Origin of the sequence: Paenibacillus popilliae ATCC 14706 (genome assembly GCF_000315235.1) — a bacterium.
In the GTDB taxonomy this organism is placed as follows: Bacteria; Bacillota; Bacilli; order Paenibacillales; family Paenibacillaceae; genus Paenibacillus_B; species Paenibacillus_B popilliae.
Genome location: NZ_BALG01000382.1, coordinates 1 through 12,106, shown reverse-complemented (window position 1 = coordinate 12,106; position 12,106 = coordinate 1). Strand labels below are relative to the sequence as shown.

The window sequence follows — 12,106 nt, the reverse complement described above, 5'->3', positions numbered from 1 at the left end:
CCTCCCCGTGCTTCCCCCGCCGCTCCTTATGCTATTCAATACGGCACGGCTGGACCGGCGGGCCGTCGCGTGCGCGCTCACATTCGGGCTGATTACGCCATATATGCTCCTGCCGGTCGGCTTCGGCGCCATCTTCCACGATATCGTGGCGAGCAATATGACGCAGAACGGCCTGACCCTCGATGCTTCCCAGTTGCCCAAGGCGATGCTGCTGCCGGCGATCGGGATGGTGGCAGGCCTGCTGTTCGCCATTATGATCAGCTATCGCAAGCCACGGCAATATGCCGAGGGGGCTGCGCCCCGGCCGACTGCTGAAGCGGCTGGCGCCCCTGTCGCCAGCCGCTTCGCTGCCGGATCCGGCATCGCCGCCATCGCGGCCATGCTCGCCGTGCAGTTAAGCACGGGCTCGATGATCTACGGCGCAGCCGCCGGCCTAGCCGTGCTGCTGCTCGCGCGCGTCATGCCGCTCGGCCAAGCCGACCGCATCCTCTCCGACGGCATGCGGTCCATGGCCTATATTGGCTTCGTCATGATGTCGGCGGCCGGCCTCGGCGCGGTGCTGCGCGAGACCGGCCACATCGAGGCGCTCGTGCAGGCGGCCATCAGCTTGGTCGGAGACAACCGGGCACTGGCGGCTCTCCTGATGCTCGCTATCGGGCTGCTCATCACGCTCGGCATCGGTTCGTCGTTCTCGACGATTCCACTGATCGCGACCGTCTTCGTGCCGCTGTGCGTCGAGCTCGGGTTCAGCCCGCTGGCAACGGTGTCGCTCATCGGCACGGCGGCAGCGCTGGGCGATGCCGGATCGCCAGCCTCAGACAGCACCCTGGGGCCGACCGCAGGGTTGAACGCCGACGGACAGCATGATCATATATGGGGCACCTGTGTGCCGACCTTCCTGCACTACAACGTGCCCCTCTTGCTGTTCGGCTTCCTCGCGGCCATGGTGCTGTAAGCCAACGTTCAGCAAATCACAGCTTCCGCGCAGGGCAGGTTCCCGACAAAGGCAGGACGCCGCTTGGCGTGCGCTGCCGGGGCTACACCCCATAGCAGCGCTTCGCGTTGGCCCGCAGCAGCGCAGCGGCCTCGCCGAACTCAAGCCGCTGGAGCGCGGCCCATGACGCAGCGACGTCGCGCACCAGCAGCGGGAGCGTAACCTGCCCCGCAAATGGCCCTTCGAACGGCCAAGGCCCGTCCGTCTCCGTCATGACGCGGTCGGTCGGATAGCGAAGCGCCAGCTCCCGGATCTCGGCTTCATAGGCGAGGTCCGGCGTGAACGAGATATAGTAGCCGTTCCCGGCCATCCGCTCCGTCGTCTTCGCGTCTCCCTTGAACCAATGGAAGTGGGCCGCTCGCACGCTGTACCGTTCCAGCAGATCGATGACGAGCGGCGCATCGTCGTAGACCGCGTGCAGCACGAGCGGCTTATCCCACGCGGCGGCCCGTCGCACGAAGGCCTCCAGCAGCTCCAGGTAAGCGCTGCGGGGGAATGCTGCCTCACTGCCTCCGGCACGGACGGCTTCCTGCCTCATATAATAGGGCAGGCCGACCTCGCCGATGGCGATCATCGCGTCGCGGCGCTTATCCATCCATTGCAGGAGCGCGCTCCGCTCCTGTTCGGTAGGCAGCAGCTGCTCCGGGTGGAAGCCGTAGGCGGGGTGAACACGCCCCGGGTACCGCTTCGCCCAGCGCTGCACCTCGCGGCACGAGGCCGTATCCATCGACACGGCGATGACGCCATCCAGTTCTTCCGCCTTCAGCGATTGCTCCAGCAGCGGCCGCTGCTCCGGCCTATACCCGTCAAGATGGATATGGGCATCGATAAAGCGGAGCCGCTCCGTGTTCGCGGCACTGTACCTTCCTTCCATTGTCCGCCCTCTCCTCTTCCCGTTCTGAAAGTGATCGCCTCCGGCAGCACGTTGGCGCTGCCTCCACCGCGCAGCAGCTCTTCCGGCTTGATGTCGGCCGGCAGACTCCGCCCAACATGATCTCCTTCAGTCTTCCGCTGAACGTGACCATATATGCCGAGGTAACCCAGATATACAGCTCGAAGCCTCTCCATCCGCTGTCCCTCTACCCTTATTCTCGTCCGCCTGTCCCTTGCTGCTGCGCCTCTTGGAGCAGCCCGGACAGTTCCTGCTTCAAGCGGAGAAAAGCCTCCTCCCCCGCCAACGACTCGTGCCGCGGCCGCGGGAACGGGACATCTACCTCCCGCAGCACGCGGGCGGGACGACTCGAGAACACGTAGATCGTATCAGAGAGCAGCAGCGCTTCTTCGATACTGTGCGTAATGAACAGCACGGAGCGCCGGTGCTGCTCCCACAGGCCGGTGAGCCAGCGCTGCATCGCGCTGCGGGTTAAGGCGTCGAGCGCGCTGAACGGCTCGTCGAGCAGCATCAGCTCATGCGGACTCATCAGAGCGCGCAGGAACGCGACGCGCTGCTGCATCCCGCCGGACAGCTCATGCGGATATGCCCGTTCATAGCCGGACAAGCCGATCTTCGCTAGCCACTGCCGTGCTGCCGCGCGTGCCTCCTTCTTCGGTCGACCGCTGATCTCCTGGGCCAGCATGACGTTCTGCTCTACCGTCCGCCACGGGAAGAGTGCCGGCTGCTGGGGCATGTAGCTGACATGCCCCAGCAGCCCAGCCACCTCTTGCCCGTTCATCCGGATATGTCCGCCATCCGGACGCAGCAGTCCTCCAATCAGATGGAACAATGTACTCTTGCCGGAGCCAGAAGGGCCGATGATGGAGACGAATCGGCCCTGCTTCACCTGCAGCGACACTTGGTCCAGCACCTGCAGCCGTCCTTCGCCGCGGATCTTTGTCCCCGGATAGGACATGTCAACCTGTTCCAACTCCAGAGCGGGCGGCGTCGCGGAAGCCAGCCCGGCGACTCCTCCAATTGGCTTGGCCAAGTTGGACATTGCCTTCATAGCATTTCCCTCCTTTACTCCTCGTTCTCCTCCGGCCGCCAACGAATGATCATCCGCTCCAGCAAGCGGATCGCTCCAAACATCACCAGACTGAGCAGAATGATGACGACAATGCCGAGGAACATCCGGTCGACGCGGTATGCCGCTTTTTGCAGCATCATATAATAACCGATGCCCCGATCCGTTCCGAGCCATTCCGCGATCACCGCTCCCATCACGCTGTAGGTGGCAGCAATCTTCAAGCCCGAGAAGACGGAGGGCAGGGCGTGCGGTAGCTCCAGCTTCCAGAACCGTTGCGCCCGGGTTGCTCCCGTCATGCGCATATAATGAAGCATCGTCCGATCGGTCTGAGTCAGGCCGTCCAAGGCAGCGACACAGACCGGGAAGAAGCAGACGAGCGCAATGACGATCACCTTCGGCAGCAGGCCGAAGCCGAACCACAGCATCAGCAGCGGCAGCAACGCGATCGTCGGCACGTTCTGGCTCAATATCATGAGCGGATAGATCGCACGCTTCAGCCAAGGGAGCGGATGAAGCAGACAAGCCAGCGCCAGGCCGATCCCGGCTCCGGCTCCGAAGCCGATCAGCATCAGCTTCAGGGTCGCCAGCGCGTGCAGCAGAATGCCGCTGCCGTTGGCCGCCGCCTCCCGTGCAATATCAAGCGGGCTCGGGAGCATCCATTTCTCTACATCGAACAGCATGACCGCAATCTGCCACGCCCCAATAAACAGCAGCAGGGCCGTCACGGGCGGCCCCGCCGTTGCAAGCCGTCTTTTCATGCCGCCGCCACCTTCCTGTACGTTCCTGCGGCAGGCATGCCGTTCGTCTTCCTCATGCCAACTCCTCCTCTCGATGCGGATCCCGACTCGAACCGTGCGTCTCGGAAGGGCAAGCCTCCCCCCAACCGGTTTGTCCGCCTTCACTTATCTCCCACTGCTTCCCTGATAACCGCCGGGCATCAGGCGTCCGGCAGGAACTCGTTCGTGAACGCCCTATCAATATCGATGGGCCTCTCCATCAGCTTGTTCTGCAAGAGCCAGTTCGTATAGTTGTCCCACACTTCCCGCTTCTGCTCTCCCCAGCGCGGCGCATCGTCGCCGTATTTTGGGCTGAGCCAGCGCTGGCTGGCCCTGACCAGTTCCTTATCCAGGTCAGGCACCTGCTTCAACAAGATATCCGCTGCCTGCTCCGGATGGTCGATCGCATATTGATATCCCCGGGAGACGGCCCGCATGAACGCCTTGACCAACTCTGGATCGGATTCGATCAGCTTCTCGCTTGTTGCGATGACCGGGGTGTAGTAGTCAAGCGCATCCGCATACTGATTGACATACATCATATCGATCGGCTCGTTGCGCAGTTCGGCCTTGATGCCCGTCCACCCGTAGAAGATCCAGGCGAAATCAATATCTTTTTTGACCGCTGTGAAAAAGTCGGCGGAGCCCATATTGATGTTCTTGACCTTGCTGTAGTCGGCGCCCTCCTGCTCCATCAACGTCCGCAGCATCATTTCTTCCACCGGCGAGCCCCAGCCCCCATACGTCTTGCCTTCGAAGTCTTTTGGCGACGTAATGTGCTTGTCCCGCATCGTGGCGAACCCGGACGTATTATGCTGGATGATGGCCGCCAGCGATACGATCGGCACATTCTGCGTACGCGCCAGCGTAATGCTCTCCTGTATGCTGACGCCGAATTGCGCGGCCCCGGATGCAATCATTGCATCGGCTCCGCCCGTTCCGGGCTGAATAATATTCACTTCCAGCCCTTCTGCTTCAAAGTACCCCTCTTGCTGGGCGACATACACCCCGGTATGATTCGTGTTCGGCGTCCATTCCAGCACAAACATAATCTTGCGCAGATCCTTCGGCGCTTCGGCGCCTTGCGGCGTCGGGGCAGTGCCTCCTCCCCCACAGGCTGCCAACATGAATACGAGCGCCAAGGCAAGTCCAAGCGCTCCTCTTTTTACTGCACGCATGCTTCTCCTCCTTCTTCTGTTCCCCCTGTCCGATGTGCCCATCAGATGAGCGGTACAGACAGCCGTGCTCCTTCTCCAGCATATGATCGGTTGTCCCGGCAAGAACACGTCCTGCCGAGACCTCTTCCATGAGCAGCCGCGCAAGCAATCGCACGGATCCAAAAAAGCGCCCCTCATCGGGGCGCTTACGCTGTCCATTACCTATGCGCATGCATGGCGGCAGATCGAACTGAACGTTACGTTCCATGCAGGAGCATTCCGCTCGCCTGCCCGCCTTGAACACGGATGCGGGTCTCAGAATTGCCGACCGCAAAGGAACGCACCTGCGTTCGGCGCGGTGCGACGCCATTCTCATTCCTACGCTGGCATTACCCAGATCAGGTGTAAGGGTCAGTATCTTCGTGGGATACAATCTCAGCCGGCCTTATTCCAGCCCCCCTAGTATGTATATCCATTTTCCGTTTCACATACAAGTATATACCTCCTTCGCTCCCTTGTCCAGCCAGTTGTACACTTCCGAGGAAGTCCATTGTTGCTGGAGAACAATGGATGATCGTATGTCATACAGGATATATGCCCACGCCGCTCTCGGATGTCGATGCACACCTTGAATGGACGCCCGTTCTCCAGAAAACGTTCCATGTGAAACATGGCACAATTTAGAAGGTTCAGCAAGTTCGGGACGTCTGGTAGCTCATTGACGATGCTAGCCCGCAAACGCGATCGTGCAGAAGACGAACGAGTCCGCCAATTTGTTAATTTCTGTGTACCCGTTCTGCAAATATCGTCATCACGTTGCCGAACATCTCATCTTGCCGACCTGAATATTGACGACGATGGTCATGATGCCGACTTAGGCGAACAAGCCGTTCTTGCTGAATAAGCGGCAATACAACATAAAAAGTCAACACTACTAATAAATACAATATATTCCATATAAAATTTACATTTGGCACTCATCGCTTCCGTTCTCTGGTACTCATTAGCCAGTATCAGAGGCTTGTAATGGGGCGGTAAGTCGATGGAATGCCAAGACGAGGAGTCGGCATTGGCAGAGCATTGCAGTTTCATTTCCCCGTGTATAAGATGGGAGAAAGTACGCAACAATAACACAAACAAAAACAAAGACAACGCCACAATTTTAATATTTTTAAATTTCAGGGTTGACCATGCCCTATATCACAGATAAACTATGACTTATACCGCATATAAAATTTGGTGTTGATGTTACAATCATGTTGTAAAACGGTTAGTTAAATTTTTCACAAAGTAATTTTGAATAATGAAAAGGTGGGAACCGATTTATGAAAAAGAAACTTGCACTGCTCTTATCTGCTGTATTGGTAGTAGGAATGCTGGCAGCCTGTGGAGATAAGAAAGAAGACACTTCGACAGCGCCAGAGACGGAGACAACGACTCCGGCAGAGGAGCAAGGCCAATATAAAGATGGCACATACCATGCCGAAGCGGCTGACTTCGATGAGTCATCCGGCTGGAAAGATACGCTGGATATCACTGTAACAGACGGAAAAATTGCAGAAGTGAACTGGGACGCCGTGAACAAAGAAGGCGGAAAAACGAAAAAGGAACTGGGCGAAGAGTACGGCATGAAAAATGCCGGTTCCGAACTGGAATGGAGCGAGCAAGCGGCAAAGATGGAAGAGGTGCTGATTGCGAAGCAAGATCCGGCTGCCATCGCGTTTGACACTGAAGGCAAAGCGGATGCAGTCTCCGGCGTATCCATCCATGTCAATGGCTTCGTGAAGCTGGCTGAGGAAGCTCTCGCTTCGGCTAAGTAATCCGGCTTCGATTCAGGGATGAATATAGAGCTCCGCAGTAAGAGAGCAGGTGGCTTACGGGTACAGATGACGCTTGATAGTACTCGTCCTTGCTCTCTGCTGTCGGGGCTCCCTTCATGATATGGTTTGATTATTTTTGAACCAATGCCATTCATACTACATCGTTACTCAGGGGTGAAACCATGAAAGAGATCGTTGTGTTGGGCGCAGGCTATGGCGGCGTCCTAACGGCGAAGAAGCTGGCCAAACGCTTCAAGAAGGATCAGGATATCCGTATTAGGCTGATTGACCGCAAGCCGTTCCATACGATGATGACGGAGCTGCACGAGGTCGCAGCAGGACGCGTTGACGAAGATGCTATCAAGATGGACCTGAAGAAAATTTTCGCGGGCCTCAAGGTGGACATCATCCTCGACGAAATCACGAACATTGATTTTAAAAGCAACCAGCTCCAGGGGAAACGGGATGCGTATCACTATGACCATCTTGTTATCGGTACCGGGTGTAAGCCGTCATTCTTCGGCATTCCAGGCGCAGAAGAACATTCCTTCTCGTTATGGTCGTTCGAGGATGCGGTGAAGCTGAAGCAGCAGATTCGTCAAATGTTCATGGATGCGACGAAAGAAAACGATCCGGAGAAGCGCAAGCAGATGCTGACCTTCGTTGTCGTCGGCGCCGGCTTCACTGGCGTGGAAATGATCGGGGAACTGGCGGAATACCGCGAACAGCTGTGCAAGGAATTTTATGTCGATGAATCTGAAGTGCGTCTCGTCGTGGCCGATATGGCACCGAAAATTTTGCCCATTCTGCCGCAGAATCTTATCGACAAAGCGGATAAATATCTCCGCAAAATAAAGGTTGAGATCATTACCGGAACGAAAATCTCCGGAGTGACTCCGAACTCGGTCATTCTTGGCGAAGACAACGAGATACAATCACGTACAGTCATCTGGACGGCCGGGGTTGAAGGTTCCGATCTGGTCGGCAATCTCGATGTGCAGCAGCAGGGCCGCAAGCGCATTTTAACCAATGACAAGCTGCAGTCCGTTGATTATGACAATGTCTATGTCGTCGGCGACAATATCTTCTATATTCCGGAAGGCGAAGAGCGGCCTGTGCCGCAAATGGTCGAGAACGCCGAGCACTCCGCCGGCCTGATTGCCCACAATCTTGTATGCGACATCAAGGGCGGCACGCAAAAATCGTATCAGCCTGCCTTCCATGGCACGATGGTCTCCATTGGCGGACGTTATGGCGTTGCCGCCGTCGGTACGCCGAAGAAGCTGTTCCATTTCACCGGCTTCCTCGCCATGTTCTTCAAGCATATGATCAATATCGTGTACTTCTTGCAGGTGCTCGGCTTTAACAAGATCTGGACCTATCTGATGCACGAGGTCTTCCACGTCGAGAATCGCAGAAGCTTGGTTGGCGGCCATTTCTCCAAGCGTTCGCCGAACTTCTGGCTCGTGCCGTTGCGGATCTACATCGGGGTGATGTGGTTACTGCAAGGGTGGGAAAAGGCGGCAAAGCTGCTGAAGGATCCTTCCCAAATGTTCTTGATTCCACCGAAGGTGATGGATGGCGTCACAGCGGCTTCGGAAGCGGTCGACGCGGTCCATTCAACCGTAGACGCCCAGACGGCCGCATCGGCCGTGGAAGGGGCAAGCTCGGCCATCAAGGCCATTCCAGTGCCGGATTTCATCAAGGGCATTGTGGATTGGTCGATGGATCTGATGTTCTACACGCATGACGGCGGATACACGACGATGGCTTATATTTTCCAGGGCTGCATGGTAGCGGCCGAGGTTGTCTTCGGCATTATGCTTATTCTGGGCTTGTTCACGGCGATCGCCGCGATCGGAACATGCGCGATGGGCCTCATGATCTATACGTCCGGAATGGCACCTTACGAAATGTTCTGGTACTTCTTCGGCGGCATCGCACTGATCGGCGGTTCCGGCAGCACCTTCGGCTTGGATTACTACCTGTACCCTCGCCTGAAGCGAATCTGGAAGAAGACTCCGTTGGCCCGACGCTGGTACCTGTATACCGATTAATCGGGCCCCAGGCGATATAACATTCATTGACAACGGCAAAGTAATGTGTCCCTGTGTCACGTTACTTTGCCTATTTCTACAGGGAAGCGGGGGGTTCCCATGAACCGGCAACTTATGAAGGATACGATTCAGATGCTTGAGCAAGAGCTTCCGCCGCTGGCTGGCATCCGCATTACCGCAGGCTCGGACGAGCGCTACCTGTCCGATATGACCCGAACGTTGGACGCTTGCGACATCACGGCCCAGGAACGGGGCGTTCTGTTAGGCTGCTACTGGCTGCTGCGTCAAGCGATGCGGACGCATCACCGTGTTCCCCAAGACGAGCGTCTGGCAGGAAAGGCAGTGCTGGACGGTGACTTCTTGCTCAGTCTGTACTACCAGTTCGCTGCGCGTCACGGGTTAACCGATCTGATAGCCGAGATGGCTACAGTCAACAAGCGGATTCAGATACAGCGGGCAGAGGGTAGAGGAGCGGAATCGGAGCTGCATCGGCAGATGTCCCGGTTTCTGATGAAGCGTTACAAGCAGTTGACGTATGAAGTCATTTGACGGCACGCTGCATGAACGCCTGCATATCCCGCTCACCCGCATTAACCGTGATCTAAAGCGAATTGTGCTGCATGACCCGGATGTATCCTCCCGATCTATCGTCGCGCTCAGCGTCATGGATCTCATCCGTGCTGGAGGCAAGCGTCTGCGGCCGATCATGACGATCGTCGGCAGCCGGTTCGGCTCCCGTCCGGAGGCGGACAGCGTCTATCAATTGGCCGCGATGGTCGAAATGGTTCACGCCGCCTCTCTCGTTCACGACGATATTCTGGATCAGGCAGAGATGCGGCGCGGACAGCTCGCCCTGCACCGCAAGACCGGCATCTATTCCGCAGTCCATATCGGGAATTATATGATGTGCCGCGTCATGGAGCTCGCCGCCGCCAACGGGCAAGAGGCGGAGAAGTATATCCATGAGCTGGCGTCGGTGACGACAACCCAGCTCTGCCTCGGTGAATACCAGCAGATGGAGCAGCGCTTCAATCTCGATATCCCGATCGAGGCCTATTGGGAGAAGACACGGAACAAGACCGCCCTGTTGATGGCTACCTGCCTGCAACTGGGCGCCAAGGCCGCCGATGCCACTCCGGATATTGTGGACAGCCTGTACCGCTTCGGCGAACTGCTTGGCATGGCCTTCCAGATACGGGACGACATCATGGACTTCACGGCGACAGCCAAAGAGCTGGGCAAGCCGGTAGGAACCGACCTGCGGAATGGACATGTCACCCTGCCTGTCATGATGGCGATGAAGGATGAAGCCACGGACAGCAAGCTGCGTCAGCTGCTGCGCCCGGACGCCTCCGAAGCGGCGCTGGACGAGGCGATTGAACTCGTCCGGCAGAGCGGTGGCTTGGAGCAAGCGCTGGCGGTAAGCCATCAATTCATGAAGCAGGCCTGGGATATGACGGAGCAGCTGTCCGCCTTTCCGGCGCATGCCGACCTGCGCACGCTCTGGTCCTATTTCGAGGCGCGGACATATTAACCCGTACCCGGCAGAAGCCGAATCTCTTGGTTGCAAGAGGTTCGGCTTTGTTGGTTTCCCGAGTCTTTCAATTGTTTACTCTTTTGTCCATTTGGGCAAGGTGGTATTATTATGTTATTGCGTGCAGCTTGTCTGCCAATCACCAATCTGCATCTTAGATGAAGGAGGATCGACAGTGAAGCCTCAGCGATTTGTATTGGAAGCCGTTATGCTAGCGGTATACGGCCATTTATTGGAGCCCCGGCGGCCCGTTGAATATGTAATCCCTTACACGACGATCATGGAATTGTACGAGATGCGTCAGGAGGGCGAGCAGGTGATGCCCGACCCGGAAGAAGACGTATTCGCCAGGCAGCAGATCGAGCAGTTGATCACCTATTTCGAGAGCGAATTGAATAAAAAGAAGATCGAACGCGCCTTAACCGCCCCCTGGCGGACCAGCCCCCCCCTTCTCTTGCGCGACAACGTCTCTTGTATCATCATCCACGCGATGGACAACGCGCGCTACGGAGAAGTATTCGATCCGGTAGAGACGGAGCTTATTCTGACCTCCATGCGCGAGCAGGCTCCTTTGTTGACGGATCAGTTCGAATTTATCAGTCGGCTCATCGCGAATGAAGTGCCGATTCCGATCTATGACATCGATGATTTCGAATATGCCGTCGAACAGGAAGATTTCCCTGACGATACCGGCATCCATTAGCTCCAGCCCGACGAGGCGGTAATGGCATACCGGACCCTTCTCGCACATCTCAGATAACGTGAATGCCGTTCGGGCTGCAGCATTTACTACTCGAGGGTAGGCTGCAGCCACATGTTCCTTTCCCGGCTTGACCTGTCGGTCTGCTTGTCGCTCCCGGAAGCCTGCCCGCTTCCGCTCCTCGCCCAGAATATCATAGAAGCTGGACTTGTTGCGGGAGTGGCCTCTGCGAAACGGCGGTCTTGCGCAAGGGTGCGCATACGAATTGCCACGAACGGCCTGGAACGCGCCGAGCATTTCGACGCCCTCCGTCACGATTTCGATCGGTGAGTCCGGTACAATGCTGCTGAAAATATATTGCTTATTGCTCTCATGCAACCGTTCGAACAACATGTTAATCATCCCCGACTTGACCATGGATGGGTCTGTTAAAGATTCGTTGATTCCACCATTGCGTCAGACGATTCGGCGCGCCTTGCCCCAGATAAATGTCTGTTTTCATCGATATTTTGTCCATAACAGGCACCTCCTATGAAGTAGTTGGCAACAAAAAAAGAGACTTTTAAAAGAACGGATTCCTTGAAAAGCCTCTTCGCTTATGATATAGGTGCACGCCATTGTGCAACTCGCCATCATTCAATTATCTACCATCACTGTAACCGTAAACGAGAAATCGTCAACCGGATCTTGGCTGCCGCTATCGAGTCAACCATTTTGTAAATAAATCCCTTGTCTTTCGATGATATCCATGGTAATATTTAATCATGAAAATTTTCCCATTAAATATTTTTCCTCTACAGTAAATGTTAGTGATTTCATATTTATTTATTTCTATTTTTTTCGGATATATTTGATTAAAGCGGCTATTACCAACCCTATAATTCCTAAAAATACGATAAATGTTAAAATCCCCATATAAATAAAGGCGGAAAACGAGTCCATAAAAATCCCTCCATTTGGTTTTAATGTATTTTATCATATATTTTATGTGAATGAAAGGAGATTAGTACTTATGACGGATTGTCAAGCCAAGTGCGACAGTTCTTCTGAGAAGGATTCGTGAGCAGTCTTCCAGCCCAAACATTTTCGTGGTCGTTGATTGAT

11 protein-coding genes and 1 riboswitch are annotated in these 12,106 nt (G+C 55.9%); of the genes, 6 read left to right on the top strand and 5 right to left on the bottom strand.

Going from position 1 to position 12,106, the window contains the following annotated elements:
* A partial coding sequence (locus PPOP_RS17585) for a Na+/H+ antiporter NhaC family protein (RefSeq protein ID WP_006288011.1) occupies positions 1 to 955 on the top strand: 955 nt, incomplete at its 5' end.
* Between the two features lie 82 nt (positions 956 to 1,037).
* On the opposite strand, the gene PPOP_RS17580 is transcribed toward PPOP_RS17585, so the two are convergent.
* The 4 genes from PPOP_RS17580 to PPOP_RS17565 form a co-directional block, all read right to left on the bottom strand.
* Positions 1,038 to 1,868, bottom strand: a complete 831-nt coding sequence (locus tag PPOP_RS17580; RefSeq protein WP_006288010.1) for a TatD family hydrolase — start codon at positions 1,866 to 1,868, stop codon at positions 1,038 to 1,040.
* A gap of 211 nt (positions 1,869 to 2,079) precedes the next feature.
* Positions 2,080 to 2,937: an ABC transporter ATP-binding protein gene (locus tag PPOP_RS17575; RefSeq protein WP_006288009.1), complete on the bottom strand. Its 858-nt coding sequence runs from the start codon at positions 2,935 to 2,937 to the stop codon at positions 2,080 to 2,082.
* A 14-nt stretch (positions 2,938 to 2,951) separates the two neighbouring features.
* Positions 2,952 to 3,716, bottom strand: a complete 765-nt coding sequence (locus PPOP_RS17570; protein WP_006288008.1) for an ABC transporter permease — start codon at positions 3,714 to 3,716, stop codon at positions 2,952 to 2,954.
* 179 nt (positions 3,717 to 3,895) lie between these two features.
* Positions 3,896 to 4,912, bottom strand: a complete 1,017-nt coding sequence (locus tag PPOP_RS17565; protein ID WP_006288007.1) for an ABC transporter substrate-binding protein — start codon at positions 4,910 to 4,912, stop codon at positions 3,896 to 3,898.
* 337 nt (positions 4,913 to 5,249) lie between these two features.
* Positions 5,250 to 5,362: riboswitch (TPP riboswitch) on the bottom strand.
* 854 nt (positions 5,363 to 6,216) lie between these two features.
* On the opposite strand from PPOP_RS17565, the gene PPOP_RS17560 reads away from it, so the two are divergent.
* The 5 genes from PPOP_RS17560 to PPOP_RS17540 all read left to right on the top strand — a co-directional run bounded on the left by PPOP_RS17560 (position 6,217) and on the right by PPOP_RS17540 (position 11,005).
* Entirely contained in the window at positions 6,217 to 6,711 is a 495-nt protein-coding gene (locus PPOP_RS17560) for an FMN-binding protein (RefSeq protein WP_006288006.1), read from the top strand.
* A 182-nt stretch (positions 6,712 to 6,893) separates the two neighbouring features.
* Positions 6,894 to 8,768 (top strand): FAD-dependent oxidoreductase, encoded by a 1,875-nt coding sequence (locus tag PPOP_RS17555; protein WP_006288005.1) that lies wholly within the window; start codon positions 6,894 to 6,896, stop codon positions 8,766 to 8,768.
* Positions 8,769 to 8,867: 99 nt separating this feature from the next.
* Entirely contained in the window at positions 8,868 to 9,317 is a 450-nt protein-coding gene (locus PPOP_RS17550) for a hypothetical protein (RefSeq protein ID WP_042229795.1), read from the top strand.
* Entirely contained in the window at positions 9,304 to 10,302 is a 999-nt protein-coding gene (locus tag PPOP_RS17545; protein WP_006288003.1) for a polyprenyl synthetase family protein, read from the top strand. The genes PPOP_RS17550 and PPOP_RS17545 overlap by 14 nt, the downstream gene beginning before the upstream one ends.
* Before the next feature lie 175 nt (positions 10,303 to 10,477).
* Positions 10,478 to 11,005 carry an ADP-heptose synthase gene (locus tag PPOP_RS17540; protein ID WP_199898996.1) on the top strand — a complete coding sequence of 176 codons (528 nt, stop codon included), beginning with the start codon at positions 10,478 to 10,480 and terminating at the stop codon, positions 11,003 to 11,005.
* A gap of 391 nt (positions 11,006 to 11,396) precedes the next feature.
* Here PPOP_RS17540 and PPOP_RS25230 read toward each other — a convergent pair whose 3' ends face one another.
* Entirely contained in the window at positions 11,397 to 11,519 is a 123-nt protein-coding gene (locus PPOP_RS25230) for a hypothetical protein (protein WP_267879089.1), read from the bottom strand.
* Between the last annotated feature and the right edge of the window lie 587 nt (positions 11,520 to 12,106).